At 43.2% G+C, this 14,389-nt stretch carries 15 protein-coding genes and 1 pseudogene; 10 read left to right on the forward strand and 6 right to left on the reverse strand.

What is annotated here, in order from left to right; translation table 11 throughout:
* The first annotated feature begins 7 nt into the window (after positions 1 to 7).
* The 5 genes from PWQ49_RS08070 (at position 8) to PWQ49_RS08090 (ending at position 6,428) form a co-directional block, all read left to right on the forward strand.
* Positions 8 to 127, forward strand: a complete 120-nt coding sequence (locus PWQ49_RS08070; protein ID WP_300609795.1) for a hypothetical protein — start codon at positions 8 to 10, stop codon at positions 125 to 127.
* A gap of 94 nt (positions 128 to 221) precedes the next feature.
* Positions 222 to 1,712, forward strand: coding sequence for an APC family permease (locus PWQ49_RS08075; protein WP_300609767.1), 1,491 nt, complete (start codon positions 222 to 224; stop codon positions 1,710 to 1,712).
* 453 nt (positions 1,713 to 2,165) lie between these two features.
* Positions 2,166 to 3,377: a peptidase U32 family protein gene (locus tag PWQ49_RS08080; RefSeq protein WP_300609769.1), complete on the forward strand. Its 1,212-nt coding sequence runs from the start codon at positions 2,166 to 2,168 to the stop codon at positions 3,375 to 3,377.
* Between the two features lie 94 nt (positions 3,378 to 3,471).
* Positions 3,472 to 5,319: a DNA topoisomerase VI subunit B gene (locus PWQ49_RS08085; RefSeq protein WP_300609771.1), complete on the forward strand. Its 1,848-nt coding sequence runs from the start codon at positions 3,472 to 3,474 to the stop codon at positions 5,317 to 5,319.
* Between the two features lie 2 nt (positions 5,320 to 5,321).
* The gene (locus PWQ49_RS08090) at positions 5,322 to 6,428 is read left to right on the forward strand and encodes a DNA topoisomerase IV subunit A (protein WP_300609773.1); all 1,107 of its coding nucleotides are present in this window, start codon (positions 5,322 to 5,324) and stop codon (positions 6,426 to 6,428) included.
* Positions 6,429 to 6,433: 5 nt separating this feature from the next.
* On the opposite strand, the gene PWQ49_RS08095 is transcribed toward PWQ49_RS08090, so the two are convergent.
* Positions 6,434 to 6,679, reverse strand: coding sequence for a hypothetical protein (locus tag PWQ49_RS08095; protein WP_300609775.1), 246 nt, complete (start codon positions 6,677 to 6,679; stop codon positions 6,434 to 6,436).
* A 104-nt stretch (positions 6,680 to 6,783) separates the two neighbouring features.
* On the opposite strand from PWQ49_RS08095, the gene PWQ49_RS08100 reads away from it, so the two are divergent.
* The 3 genes from PWQ49_RS08100 to PWQ49_RS08110 are packed head-to-tail and all read left to right on the forward strand — an operon-like array spanning position 6,784 to position 8,889.
* Positions 6,784 to 7,770, forward strand: coding sequence for a bifunctional N(6)-L-threonylcarbamoyladenine synthase/serine/threonine protein kinase (locus PWQ49_RS08100; RefSeq protein ID WP_300609777.1), 987 nt, complete (start codon positions 6,784 to 6,786; stop codon positions 7,768 to 7,770).
* A complete protein-coding gene (locus tag PWQ49_RS08105; RefSeq protein ID WP_300609779.1) occupies positions 7,767 to 8,351 on the forward strand; it encodes a Kae1-associated kinase Bud32 in 585 nt (194 codons plus the stop codon). The genes PWQ49_RS08100 and PWQ49_RS08105 overlap by 4 nt, the downstream gene beginning before the upstream one ends.
* On the forward strand, positions 8,344 to 8,889 hold the full coding sequence (locus tag PWQ49_RS08110) for an XTP/dITP diphosphatase (RefSeq protein ID WP_300609781.1): 546 nt from the start codon (positions 8,344 to 8,346) through the stop codon (positions 8,887 to 8,889). Before PWQ49_RS08105 ends, PWQ49_RS08110 begins: the two co-directional genes overlap by 8 nt.
* 30 nt (positions 8,890 to 8,919) lie before the next feature.
* On the opposite strand, the gene PWQ49_RS08115 is transcribed toward PWQ49_RS08110, so the two are convergent.
* From PWQ49_RS08115 to PWQ49_RS08130, 4 genes are all read right to left on the reverse strand, one after another.
* A complete protein-coding gene (locus PWQ49_RS08115) occupies positions 8,920 to 9,558 on the reverse strand; it encodes a histidinol phosphate phosphatase domain-containing protein (protein WP_300609783.1) in 639 nt (212 codons plus the stop codon).
* Between the two features lie 98 nt (positions 9,559 to 9,656).
* On the reverse strand, positions 9,657 to 10,445 hold the full coding sequence (locus PWQ49_RS08120) for a 23S rRNA (uridine(2552)-2'-O)-methyltransferase (protein WP_300609785.1): 789 nt from the start codon (positions 10,443 to 10,445) through the stop codon (positions 9,657 to 9,659).
* A gap of 34 nt (positions 10,446 to 10,479) precedes the next feature.
* A complete protein-coding gene (locus PWQ49_RS08125; RefSeq protein ID WP_300609787.1) occupies positions 10,480 to 11,043 on the reverse strand; it encodes a hypothetical protein in 564 nt (187 codons plus the stop codon).
* Between the two features lie 3 nt (positions 11,044 to 11,046).
* The gene (locus PWQ49_RS08130; protein ID WP_300609789.1) at positions 11,047 to 12,045 is read right to left on the reverse strand and encodes a Vms1/Ankzf1 family peptidyl-tRNA hydrolase; all 999 of its coding nucleotides are present in this window, start codon (positions 12,043 to 12,045) and stop codon (positions 11,047 to 11,049) included.
* Positions 12,046 to 12,135: 90 nt separating this feature from the next.
* On the opposite strand from PWQ49_RS08130, the gene coaBC reads away from it, so the two are divergent.
* Positions 12,136 to 13,344 (forward strand): bifunctional phosphopantothenoylcysteine decarboxylase/phosphopantothenate--cysteine ligase CoaBC, encoded by a 1,209-nt coding sequence (gene coaBC, locus PWQ49_RS08135; RefSeq protein ID WP_300609791.1) that lies wholly within the window; start codon positions 12,136 to 12,138, stop codon positions 13,342 to 13,344.
* A 7-nt stretch (positions 13,345 to 13,351) separates the two neighbouring features.
* The gene (locus PWQ49_RS08140) at positions 13,352 to 14,227 is read left to right on the forward strand and encodes a pantoate kinase (protein ID WP_300609793.1); all 876 of its coding nucleotides are present in this window, start codon (positions 13,352 to 13,354) and stop codon (positions 14,225 to 14,227) included.
* 54 nt (positions 14,228 to 14,281) lie between these two features.
* Here PWQ49_RS08140 and PWQ49_RS08145 read toward each other — a convergent pair.
* Positions 14,282 to 14,389, reverse strand: a pseudogene (locus PWQ49_RS08145) (IS5/IS1182 family transposase); the annotation flags it as partial.

A 14,389-nucleotide genomic window follows, 5' to 3' on the forward strand; every position in this document is an offset into this window, starting at 1 on the left:
ACTTGACATCGGTGTAATTACCTCTGTACCAGGATGTGCAAAGGGTATTGCTGCAAAGATGAACATCGAGAAAGTTCTCGACATCGAAATCAACAGTTGTCAGAAATTCAGGGAAATTACCCAGTAACTAGGCAAATCTTCAGTGAAGTAATCAGGGTATTTCATCCTGATTATTTCGTTTTACTTATTAATATCTATAAAAATGGAGCGTGGTGTTAATTATGAATGAAGAAAAGCCAGCAGGTATAGACTGGCAACATGCAGAGCAGTGTGCCAAAGTGGTTTGTGAAACCGGTCCTAGTAGCGGACTTGAGCGTTCAATCGACTGGAAACAGGGTCTCGCAATCGCTGTTGGTGTACCTCTGTTGATATTGCCATCAATTGGATATTTTGCAGGCTGGTTATGGTCAGCTTCAATCATTGTTTGGGGCCTTTCCGTATTCCAAGGTTTCATGCAAAACTTGGCGTATGGTGAACTCGCAACAACTTTCCCGAATGCATCAGGTCTTCCGGGCTTTGCACAAAACGTTTTCAAAACGCCTGATCACAAAGGAAAATATGATAAAGGTAAGCTAATAGGCGGATTTAGTGCATGGAGTTACTGGTTTGCATGGAATCCTGTCCTTGCTATATTTGCAATCCTTGTAGGTTTCTATTTGCACAGCCTTTTCCCAGCACTTGGAGCCACTTTTACTGCATACCAGCTTTCACTTATAGCGGGTATCGTTATTTTCGGCGGTCTGATTCTTGTCAACTATCGTGGTCTTTCAAGCGGTGCAACAGTAGGGTACATTCTTGCAGCATTTTCACTTTTACCCTTGGTTGTAATTACTCTTGCACCATATGTAACCGGTGACTTTGTAGCTGCCAACATTACCAACAACTGGTTGCCCGATACATGGGTATGGGATGTACATCACATTTTGATTCTTCTAGGTATCTTTGCAATGGCACAGTGGAGTGCATGCGCATGGGAAACTGCTGCGATCTACGGTCCTGAATACAAGAACCCTAGTAGTGATGTGCCAAAAGCACTCTTCTCCTGTGGTGCAATCTGTCTTTTTGCATATGTTATCGTGCAGACAACCGTTATTGGTGTTCTTGGTATTGATGGTATTGCCAGTGCCCCTATTGATCCAATGCTTCCTGTTGCACAGGCAGCTCTTGGAGATATTGGTTCAATAGTTGCAGTTGTAATGCTCATTGCGGCTATGGTCTTGATTATCCAGACAGCATTTCTTGGTTCTGCAAGGGCAATGCACTCCATGGCAACTGAAGGGAATCTTCCAAGAATTTTCAGTAAAGTAAACGCACACGGTACACCTGTGTTGGCAATGATCTTTATTGGTGTCTTCAATATGGTACTTGTTGCAATAGGTGGTGCACCTGCCGCTATTTTGGCAGCATCAGCGATAGGCTATGTTTGTGCAAATGGTATCAGCCTTTTCGCATATGTAAAAGCAAAGATGAACCCTCACCTTACAGGTCTTGAGAGGCCATTCAAGGCACCAACTGGATGGAAGTATGTGGCTCTCCTGTTTGGTCTGTTCAACATTCCTCTCTGTCTAATTGGTGTGATGTATCTCAACATCATTGAAGGTAGCTTCACGACAACTGCGGTTGGTGTTATTGTGCTGTCCCTGTACATACCACTATGGTTCTACTCACAGCACGAGAGCTATGAGGCTGAGGCAATACCCACTGCGGAGTAAAATATTTTCTAAATTTTCGCATTTTGAAGGGATAAGAGGCCTTGCGAGAACTCTCGGGCTTCTCTTCCTTTCACTCCAACTTTTCTTTTTTTCATCGAAATTTTGTTGATTTATGATGATTTTCTATAAGTATAAATTTAATGACATTAAATTTATTTTTCTAAATGTTTGAATATAATAAGGTCTGTGTCATTTCGCTCAAAACCCTCAAGAGTGAAGTGAAAAAATGATTGAAATTGAAGATCTGATAATTTGTCTGCTTCTATTTTCAGTAGGAGTAATTTTCATTATTTACGTTTTGACTACGGGTGCTGACATTTACGTCCTGAACATTAGGGATTTTGTGTATGTCTTCCTTCTCATTTCCCTATTGACAAGGTTTAATGTAATAAGGAGAACTCCCTGAATAAAACGTCAATAGTGATTTATATCTAAACTCATATGTCTTCCAACATGATCCCTGAGCCAAAGCATTATCCTGAGCTTGTGGCAGGTGTAAAGAATCTGTCTTCATTAAATGCATGCCAGGATTATGTGGATGCAGTTTATTTCTCCCTCGATAAGCTCAGCCTGAGGTCACGTGCACGTGCTATTACGACCGACAATCTTTCTGATTTTGTTAATACTATTCATAATGCCGGTTTGAAGGGATACTTGGCGGTAAATTCAGTAATATACCCTAAAGATATGAACGTTCTTCGCGAGGTTATGGACTCTGTAAAATTTGCAGGGGTTGATGCAGTCATCTGTTGGGACCCGGCAGCAATAAGTGAGGCTGTTGATAGGGAACTGCGGGTTCATATTTCCACACAGGCAAATGTTTCCAACTGGAAGTCTGCCGAAGTTTATCGATCTCTGGGAGCGGAACGTGTTGTTCTTTCAAGGGAGTTGTCTCTTGATCAGATTAGGGAAATTCGCGAGCATACTGATATAGAACTGGAAGTTTTTGTTCATGGGGCAATGTGCCAGGCTATATCCGGCAGATGCTACCTTTCCGCGTACCTGCTTGACCGTTCGGCTAATTGCGGGGATTGTGCACAACCATGTCGTTGGGAATGGAGTATGGTTTCAGATGATGGTTCAACGGTTAAAGTGGGTGGTCGTTACTTGCTCAGTGCTAAAGACCTTTGCATGATTGAACATATTCCTAAACTGGTTGATGTTGGTGTTGATGCCTTCAAACTGGAAGGTCGACTACGTGATTCCCGATATACTTCAACGGTCTCAAAATGCTATTCAATGGCATTGTCCTCTGTGAAAAAAGGCACTTTTACAAAGGAAGTGGCGCAGGAGTGGAAACAGGAACTGGGTTCTGTTTTTAATCGCGGATTTTCCACTGGTTTTTATTTTGGCACACCCTCACGGGAAGGTTTTATGCATGACAGGGACATGAACGCCTCAACTACCATGAAACAGGCTGTTGGGGTCGTATCCAATTATTACAGTAAAAAGAGTGCTGCAGCTCTGAATCTTTATGAGTCGTCCCTTTCAATAGGAGACAAAATAATAATTGAAGGGAATTCCACTTACCTTGAGCAGGAAGTTAAATCATTGGTATTAGATGGTTCATCAGTCCAAACTGCAGATAAAGGTGAGATAGTGGGATTGGCTGTTAAAGGGAAAGTTCGCAAGAATGATAGAGTCTCAAAAATAGTGAGCCAGTGATTTTCCTATTCTTTTATAAACCTATAAATATATTTGCAAGCACTGCTTTATCCTGATATTAATAACATATTTGGTCTTTGAGGGGATTGTTCACATGCCAGTGCCAATTGCAGAAGAACTTGCGAAAAAACAGCAGGCTATAAGTGTCGCAGAATTTTTTGAAAAGAACCGGCAGATTCTCGGTTTTGATTCTGCCCCAAGGAGTCTGATCACCACCGTAAAGGAAGCACTTGATAACTCACTTGATGCATGTGAGGAGGCCAGTATCTTACCGGATATTATGATTCAGATACGCCGTTTAGGGAAAAGTGGTGTTTCAATTGTTATTGAAGACAATGGTCCTGGAATTGTGCGAGAGCAAATTCCTAATGTGTTTGCACGATTACTTTATGGTTCACGTTTTCATTCTCTTAAGCAAAGCCGTGGTCAGCAGGGTATAGGCATCTCAGCAGCGGTACTTTATTCACAGCTGACTTCCGGTCATCCGACCAAGATTCTTTCCAAAATAAGCCCCACGTCACCTGCCCACTATTACGAACTAATGGTCAACACGAAGACCAATGAACCCGAAATACTGCATGATGATATAATAGACTGGGACAGACCACACGGAACTCGGATTGAAATGGAAATGGAAGCCACTTATGTCAGAGGCAGGAGACAATCCGTGGAGGAATATCTTAAGGCTACTGCTATTGTAAATCCACATGCTCGCATAACCCTTATTGATCCTGATAATAATAAGACTACTTTTGAGAGAGTAACAGATTGTATCCCTGAGCCAGCCAAAGAAATTCTCCCTCATCCCCATGGTATTGAACTGGGTACTCTAATGAAAATGCTCAGATATACGGAGAGGCAAAAACTGGCTTCATTTTTACGTTATTCATTCTCCAAGATCGGATTGCAGACCGCTGAGGAAATATGTCTTGCTTCCGGTCTCGAGCCGGACACCCCTCCCTCAGAACTCGGACGTGAAGAAGCACGGAAACTCCTTGATGCTTTCAAAAAAGTGAAAATTATGTCCCCTCCTACGGATTGTCTTTCGCCGATAGGAGAGGATCTTGTTTATAAGGGTCTGAACAAGGAGTACAAAGTTGACTTTATTGCAACGGCCAGCAGAACACCTTCCGTATTCTCCGGAAACCCTTTTGTTGTGGAAGTAGGTCTTGCTTACGGTGGTGATCTCCCAAAGGATGAACGTGTTGGAATAATGCGTTTTGCAAACAAGGTACCTCTTCTTTACCAGCAGGGAGGATGTGTCACCACTCACGCAGTTGAGTCTATTAAGTGGAAACAATACGGGCTTAATCAACCCGGTGGTGGGTTGCCTGTAGCACCTGCCGTCCTGCTTGTGCACGTTGCATCCACGAATGTTCCGTTTACTTCGGAATCCAAGGATGCAATCGCTGATATTCCGGAAATCCAGAGCGAAGTTGAACTGGCTTTAAAGGAAGTGGGAAGAAAACTAAATAAATATCTCAAGAGGCAGGGTAGCCTGAAAAAGAGGCGTGAGAAAGAAGTAATTATTACAAAAGTCCTTCCGAAAATGGCTGAAATCCTTGCAGAAACCCTTGATAAAGAAGTTCCTGATATTAATCCGGTGGTCGCACGTGTAATGGGAAACCTGCTGGTTCATCGCCAGGTATATCCAAACAGTAACGGTGGATTGGATGTTTCACTAAAGGTAGCTAATTACAGCAGTAAAAAACTTGATTTCCGGCTGCATGAAATTCTGCCAGAACAGGTAAATGCTTCACCAGAAGCAAAGATTGTGCGTATGGGTTCAGATAACGATCATATCTGGAATATCTCTCTCCCTGTAGGGGATACAAGAGTTATTACTTATTCAACAACAAGTAAAACGCGCCTTCCGGATTCTATTGTTGAAGGGGTGGAGGAAGACATAGTCACTGGTGCGAAAGCAATCAAGGGGTTGTAATAATGGCCGATAAAAATGAACATCGAAAGGATCACGACAGGCTGGCTGAAGACAGACTTATGGGGCTTGCCAGAAGGCTTTACTCCCAGTTTGTGGACGGAGATGTGCCTTCCGTAAACATGCCCACCCGTACGAAAAATAATCTTGAGTACAGTGAGAAGAGTGATGTCTGGGTTTATGGTGACAGGGAAAGTGAGAGAAGCGCCAAGACTGTCAAAGGGGCATTCCAGCTATTGAAGACATCCCATGTTATTGATTTTCTTGTAAAAAATCACCTTGCAAGCAACCGGGGGTCTACTTTGAGGGAGCTGTATTACATCTCCGAGAACTGGGGTATCGGCAAGTTCAGGGAGCAGCCCGAAAGTGACCGCCTCATTGAGGATCTTGAAGTAATTACAAGCTTGCAGCGAGAATACTTTCACATGCGTCCTGAGGAAGACGGTGCAACGATGTTTGGCCCCATAAGAATTCAGGAGGAAACCAAACGCGGAAACCGTATTATTCATTGCCAGGAAGATGTTGGGGAAAGCGGCTATCAGATTCCATTTAATGTGGAAAACATTGATTTCATTGATCATGATGCGAAGTTCATAATTGCCATTGAGACCGGTGGTATGTATGCCCGTCTGATAGAGAATGGCTTTGATGAGGAATATAATGCTATTCTTGTACACCTCAAGGGGCAGCCAGCCCGTTCAACCAGAAGGCTCATCAAAAGGATGAATGAAGAACTCGGTATTCCGGTTGTGGTGTTTACTGATGGTGATCCTTGGTCTTATCGTATCTATGCGTCAGTCGCATACGGTGCAATAAAAACCGCTCATCTATCCGAGTTCATGGCAACACCTGCTGCAAAGTTCGTTGGTGTCCAGCCTTCGGATATTGTGGAGTATGAACTTTCTACTGACAAGCTCACGGATAAGGATGTGGATGCTCTGAGAAGTGAGTTGACGGATCCACGTTTTGATACGGATTACTGGAAGGAACAGATAAAACTCCAGCTTGAAATAAAGAAAAAGGCAGAACAGCAGGCTTTTGCTGGAAAAGGTCTTGATTTTGTTACCAAAACATATCTGCCGAACAGGCTTTCGGATATGGGAGTGATCTGAGAGGATCACTTCAGTATTTTCGTTTTATGAATCAATTCAGCAATTGCTTCTTTTACCTGCAATCCTTCGTACATCCGCTCTTTGTCGATCCACATATCTGATGCGGACTGGAGTCCGGATGTCTTGTGAGGTACGTAATGGATGCCTTCGAAATGTGGCAATTCCTTTGTTTTCAGAAGCCCGTTCTCGCCCACAATGTTGAAATCTCTTCCAGGCACTGGTTTCTGTAAGTTCTTGTCTTCCCCTTGCATTGTTCTCACATCACTGTTAGTTTTTAAGGTATTAATTGTTTTCCAGAACATCACAGTAAACTTAATATTATCCACATCCCCATTACTGCATCGGAGATTAGAAAGTGACACTTGTTCTCGGAATTGAAGGTACTGCATGGAATCTCAGTGCTGCAGTTGTTGACGAAAATGACGTTATCGATGAGGTCTCTCACACATACCGTCCATCAACAGGTGGCATTCATCCCCGGGAAGCTGCTCAGCATCATGCACAACATGCCGGGCAGGTAATTCGCAAACTTTTCGAAAACATTGCTGACAAAGGTATATCTTCCAGAGATCTAGATGCAATCGCCTTTTCACAGGGACCGGGGCTTGGTGCTTGCTTGAGGACCGTGGGAACTGCAGCAAGGGCATTGTCATTATCTCTTGAAAAACCTCTTGTGGGTGTAAACCACTGCCTTGCACATGTTGAAGTGGGAAGATGGAAAACCCCTGCAGAAGATCCAGTTGTACTGTATGTAAGTGGCGGGAACTCGCAGGTTCTAGCATACAGGAACGGAAAATATCGCATATTCGGGGAAACGCTGGATATAGGTATCGGGAACGCTCTGGATAAGTTTGCCCGCAATGCAGGTCTGTCTCATCCGGGAGGTCCGAAGGTGGAAGAATTTGCACAGGCAGCGGCTTCATATGTTCCCCTGCCTTATGTTGTAAAGGGCATGGATTTCTCATTTTCAGGTCTATCAACTGCTGCTACTGATGCACTCTCACATTCATCAATTGAAGATGTATGCTACTCCTTTCAGGAAAATGCATTTGCAATGCTGGTGGAAGTTACCGAGCGTGCTCTTGCACACACCGGAAAAAACGAGGTCTTGCTTGCGGGTGGGGTGGGTGCCAATATGCGCCTGAGGCAAATGCTGAAAACCATGTGTGAAGACAGGGATGCTTCATTTTATGTTCCGGAAAAACGTTTTATGGGAGACAACGGTTCCATGATTGCATATCTCGGGCTCCTCATGTATAAATCAGGGAACACTATTGAAGTTGCAAATTCCCATGTAGATCCTGATTTCAGACCTGATTCAGTGGAGGTGACGTGGCTTTGAGCGAGAACATTTCACTTCCCAAAGGTGCGGAAGCCATTGTTCGGATTCAGGATGATCGTGTTATCAAGCAGCGAATTCCCAAACGCTACCGTGTGGAAATGCTTGATGAGAAAATCCGCAAGGAACGCACTCGTGCAGAAGCCCGCCTGATTTCCGAAGCCCGAAGATTGGGAGTTCCGACTCCAATTCTCTATGATGTTTACGGTTTTACCATTGAAATGGAATATATTATGGGGCAACCCATCAAAGAAATAATCTCACCGGAACTTTGTGAAAAGGCAGGTGAGATGATAGGAAGACTCCATGGTGGTAACATAATCCACGGGGATCTTACAACTTCAAACATGATCTGGAATGGCGAACGTATTTACCTGATAGATTTCGGTCTTTCTTTTGTAAGCAATAACATTGAGGATAAAGGCGTGGATGTTCATGTTCTTTTTCAGACCCTTGAAAGTTCGCACAGGGATCATGAAAAACTAATTGAAGCGTTTTGCAGGGGCTACCGTAAACAACTTTGCAATGCCGATGAAATCCTGACAAGAGTCACAGAAATTGAAAAGAGGGGTAGATATGCGTAAAATAGTATTTGTAACCGGAAATGCCGGTAAGTTTCGGGAAGTACAGGCCATGCTTAAAGCCCGTGGAATTGAAGCAATTCAGAATACCGATGGCTACCCTGAACTTCAGGAAGATGATCTGGAACCCATTGCTTCATACGGAGCAAAGTGGGCTGCAGAAAAACTCAATATGCCGGTGATGGTTGACGATTCTGGTATATTCATAACAGCTTTGAATGGTTTTCCGGGTCCGTACTCTGCTTTTGTTGAAAATAATCTTGGCAATCCCCGTGTCCTGAAGCTCATGGAAGATGAAACTGATCGCAGGGCTGTGTTCAAATCAGTTATCGGGTACTGCGAGCCCGGGGGAGAGCCTGTTACCTTCACTGGGGTAATTGAGGGAAAGATTGCCTATGAGGAAAGAGGCACGGGTGGATTTGGCTATGATCCCATATTCGAATACGAGGGTCAGACCTTCGGTGAAATTGGGGATGAAGAAAAAAACAAAATATCCCACAGGCGTCGTGCGCTTGACAAATTCCTTGAATGGCTTGACTGAAAAAGAATATTAAAAGGCAGAACACTGCCTTTATTCAATTAATTTCCTGGAGTTTTCCAGAACTTCAAGTGCTTCTTTTTTTTCCAATCCTGCGCCCATTGCTACCTTCAGGGCGGTCTCGTCGGTAATGAGATCAGACGGGCTGTGTGCATCGGTATCGACTACAAGGGTCGCACCTGCAAGTTTTCCGATTCTTGCAACATGGCCGTTGGTACGATTATGGCCGCTACGGGCTGTTATTTCCAGACAGACATTATTTTCAACTGCAACTCGGGCTTCTTCCTCGGTTATAAATCCGGGGTGTGCAAGAATGTCCACATCGGGACACTTCACTGCAGCAGCATTCGTCCCGGGAACTACAGGTTCAACCGGGCTTTCACCGTGTACTACGATAATCTCAGCTCCGAGTTCCTTTGCCATTTTAGCAAGAGGTGCTATTTCCTCAGGAGGGACATGTGTGATTTCCACTCCTGGAAAAACTTTTATGTCCCATATGTTTTCAAGGTATCTTGCTTTCTGCACATTTTTCATAACATGTTCAACATTGCTATAATCCACGTGATCAGTAAGACCGATAGCTTCGTATCCGTGCACAATAGCCCTGCGAATCAATTCACTGGGAATAAGTTCACCGTCACTGAAAATTGTATGTGTATGAAGATCTATCATAAGGATCATTCCAGATGTTAATAGAGGCCTTTATGAGTTGTAGAATATTACACTTGTGGCAGTGCCAAATCTTGCTTATTACAATTTAGAAATGATTGTTATTTTTCAGGTATCTCATCCAGTACTTCAACGACATCTGCAAAAGCAAAGTTGGGTTTGACATCCTTTATCTTTATGCGCACCTTGTCCCCGAGTTCTACATTTTTGACAAAGACCACAAAAGTGTCTACCAGAACAGCACCATCTCCGCTGGAACCAAGTTTCTTTATTTCCACATCAAACTCGTCACCTTTGCGAACAGGGGTTGTGAGGAATTTCTTCCCTATAACGTACATTTCTGCACTTTCAGAACGTGATGCTTTGGGTGAATATGATTTCACATAACTGAAATTTTGCTTAACCTCTTCAAGGTAATTCTTGAACATATCTCCGTGGAACACCTTGACAACGAAATGTCCTTTTGGTTTGAGTATTTTCTTAGCGCATTCAAGAGCAGATTTAGCAAGATCAATAGACCTTGCATGATCAAGACTCCAGTTTCCTGAAAGGTTTGGTGCGGCGTCACAAATAACTGTATCAACAGCCTTTTCACCAACCAGCTCAACAATTTTTTTGATAGTAGCATCAGAAGTAATGTCACCTTTGATGGTTGTGACACCCTTGATAGGTTTTATTGGGCGAAGATCAACTCCCACAACGGTTTTATTTGTCAGATCCCTTACAACTTCAAGCCATCCTCCCGGGGCTGCTCCCAGATCAACCACATTGCTTTTTTCATTAATAACATGGAATTTTTCGTTAATTTGAAGCAGTTTGAATGCTGCCCTGGATCTATAGCCTTCATGCTTGGCTTTCCAGTAATAATGATCCCTTCTATCCCTTGCCATAATCCGTCATCCTTTAAGGTGACACTATAAATGCTTATGCCTTCTTAAGACTTTCCAGTTTCTCCGCCAATTTGAGAACATCGTCCTCAAGTTCCGAAAATGCCTCGGGGATCCAGGAATCATAGTCATAATAGAGGTTAAGCAGATCGCTATACTGCTTGTCCAGCTTTTTCAGAGCCTTACCATCCTTTTGGGATTCATTGATTTTATTTGACAGGTGCTTAATTTTCATTTTCAGCCGTCGTGCAAACCTGTGTATAATCTTCTCCCTGTCAAGTTCTCTTTTGTGGAGTTTCAGGATGTCCAATGCTTCACTGAGTTTGGGCGGATATTCCGGGAAAGCATCAGCTCCGAGTATGAAGTATTCCTCATCGGGATTTTGTAGATCCTCCGGGGAAATGCCTTCAATTTCCTTATGGGTTATTATTTCAGCCCAGTGTTTGGATTTCGCTTTGGCACAGAGGCGTTCAATCTCTTCGGACGGTGTATTTGTATCTTCATTCAGAAATTCAATTTCATGTACTATTTCCTTGATTTCCCCAAGAGTCACGGCTCCAAGAGCATCTATGATACCAGCAATTTCTTTTTCACTGATCATTTTTTACAACCTGTATCTCCGATAGGCAAAAAGTTCTTTTAGGAGTTTACCAGGATCTTTTGGATCTATTTTTGCATCAATTTTTCTGATTATTGGGCTCACAGGTATGTTAACTCCTTTTATGATTTCTTTTGCCAGTAATATATCGCCGCAAAGAATGATATAATCAATATTTTCTGTCTCTTCTGCAATTTCAATTAATGATTGCCTGACTTTCTCGGCATGATGGACAATATCCTCATCCCGGAGTCTCTCAAAACGCCTCTGGCTGAATCCTCCCTTGCCATGTTTGGATTTCACGCTGCTTCTGACAAGCCGGCTTTTTTCTTCCTTATCTGCGGATGCAACCATAAGCAGACTCTCGCCGGCATGGGCTGCAACCACAAGTGTCTGTAAATTCTCTCCTGGAATTTCTGTTCCAGCAGTGGAAAACTTTTCCGCAACAACAAATTTAGGTTCTATCACTGGGATAGGCGGCAGAAATATCTCTCTGATAATGCCGGGACGATCATAGAAAAGAATCAAACCAGTTTCGGTTTTGATTTTTGAAACAATATTCAGAGTTTTTGCATCAGTGAGCAATTCGATATCCCTGTATTGTGGGAATGATTTCACACCCATATCAGGAGGGATAATTAATGTGATAAACTGATCTTTATCTCCCACAAGGGTTGATAATTCCCCAAAAATATCCTGTATTCTGCGGAAATTCACAAGTTCAATTTGGGATATGGAGATACCCTCATCCTCTGTTTTCCGCCGTTTTTCAAGCTCGTGCTCCAGAGTTTCAATTTTCTTGTGGGCAGCTTTTAGTTTTTCCTCTACAATCTGTCGGTCATTTACAGCCACTTTCAGTTTGCGCTCATATTTTTCAAGACGACGGAGATCTATTTCCATCTCAAGGATTCTTGATTGCAGTGTTTCGATTTCCTGGTTGAGTTCTTCTTTCCCGGAGTAACGATCAAACATTTCGCCAACCTGCTTCATGAACTTTTTCTGCACCAATGTTAATCTCCTTAAGATTTATGGGCAGTTTCCCACCAACCTATCCTTTTATAAGCTGCATCTTTTATATATCCATCTGGAATCTCTATGCATTCTACACACTGGATCAAAGGGAACAGGGGTAATAGCCTGTTCGGAAAAACCATTGTAATAGGAATCACCGGAAGCATTGCTGCAGTTAGGATTGTGGAGCTTGCACGGGAATTGATTCGCAATGGTGCGGATGTCTATGCTGTTATGAGTGAGGCTGCAACCCGCATACTTCATCCGGATGCGCTCCACTATGCAACAGGTCATCCTGTAATTACAAAAATCACAGGTGGAGTGGAACATGTTGGTTTCTGTGGTCTTGAAGGAAATGCCGATCTTCTGCTAATTGCACCTGCAACTGCCAATACAATCGGTAAGGTTGCACACGGAATCGATGATACTCCAGTAACAACTTTTGCGACCACTGCAATTGGCAGTAACACTCCAGTGATAGTTGTTCCTGCAATGCACCAGTCAATGTATGATCATCCTGCCGTATCTGAAAATCTTGGAAGGCTGGAAAAATATGGTATCACTTTGGTAGGTCCACGCATAGAAGAAGGAATTGCAAAAATTGCTTCAAATGAAGATATTGTGCTGGCAGTTGAGAGAGTTCTTGGAGGGGGCGCCCTCAAAGACAAACGTATTTTGATTACATCAGGTGCTACAGCCGAAACCATCGACCCTATTCGTATTCTTACCAACCGCGCATCTGGAAAAACAGGAATGGAATTGGCAAAGGAGGCATATCGCAAAGGTGCGGATGTAACCGTTGTGCATCGAGGATTCATTGGTGCTGAAGGGATCAATGAAATTTATGTGGAAAGCGCAGCTGAGATGCAGGATGCCTGTATGGATGAACTCAAAAAAGGATATGATGTTTTCATAAGTGCCGCTGCGATTTCCGACTATACACTCGACAATCCATTTTCTTCCAAAATCAAGTCAGGTGATGAATTAAACCTGAAATTGCACCCTACGGAGAAACTATTGCCTGCAGTGAAGTCGGAATATCCTAATATGGTGGTTGTGGGATTCAAAGCTGAGACAGGTGTGATTTCAGAGGATTTGATAAACAGCGCTTTCTCCCTGCTTGAGAATTACGGTATTGATCTTGTTATTGCCAACGATGTGTCTGAAAAGGGAATGGGGACAGATGATAATTCCGTTTACATTGTTGGATCCAATTCTAATTCCTGTCACAGTGGATCCAAACGTGAGCTTGCAACTGTGATTATTGGAAAAATTGCTGACTTACTGGGATAAGGACGGTATGATGAAATCCGAAACGGATATTGCAACAGCCTTTGCACCGGGTCATATTACTGGTTTTTTTATTATTCATGAAAATAAGGATCCACTTCTTAAGGGTACTACAGGCTGCGGTCTGGTGCTGGATAAAGGTGTAACATCTACAGTGTCTCTTTTTCCAAATAGTGAGGACACGAAAATTTGTTTGAACGGCTCACCCGTAGATGCCCGGGTAACTGCTCATCTTGTGAAATCCCTTGTTGATATTCCGATCTGGGTTTCATCAGTTGCGGAAATTCCTGTTGGCAGTGGATTCGGTGCATCAGCAGCCGGAGCCCTTAGCACTGGATATGCTTTAAACGAGCTTTTTTCATTGGGTTTTTCCCAGAACGATATTGTGGAGAAAGTGCATGTTGCCGAAGTTCTTGAAGGAGGGGGACTCGGGGATGTGGAAGCACAGGCTTATGGAGGCGCAGTTATCAGGAAAGCTCCGGGCCCTCTGACAACAACCGGAAAACTAGATCGCATTGCCTGTACTTCCTTTGAGGTTCATTGTGTAACACTTGGAAGCATTCCCACGAAAGAAGTTGTTGCAAATCCTGCAACTGTGGATCGAATTAACAAGTCAGGCAGGCGTTCGATGAAAAAACTGCTTGCGTGTCCTACTGTTGAGAATTTCATGAAAGTATCTCGTGATTTCTCTTTAGAAGTTGGTCTTTTGAGTGGAAAGGGCGAAGATGCTATTGAAGCAGTAGAGTCTTCCGGAGGGCTTGCTTCACAAGCAATGCTGGGAGATTCAATTTTTGCAATATCTGATAATAATTGCCGGGAGGCAGTTATTGAATCTCTTGAAGAATTCGGGAATGTGATGAGTAGCTGGGTTTCCGGAACATATTGAATCGTTTTACAAAGGGCTATATCACATCATATTCATATTTTGGAGAAATCGTTTTTAGGTTTTTGGCTCTGTAGAAATCCTCAACCAAGCTAAGCATACAATCTTGACATACCTGTCAAGATTGTGTATTAATACCTTGAATTTCACTTCCTTCACTTGATT

It is taken from the genome of Methanohalophilus sp., from assembly GCF_030156785.1.
In the GTDB taxonomy this organism is placed as follows: Archaea; Halobacteriota; Methanosarcinia; order Methanosarcinales; family Methanosarcinaceae; genus Methanohalophilus.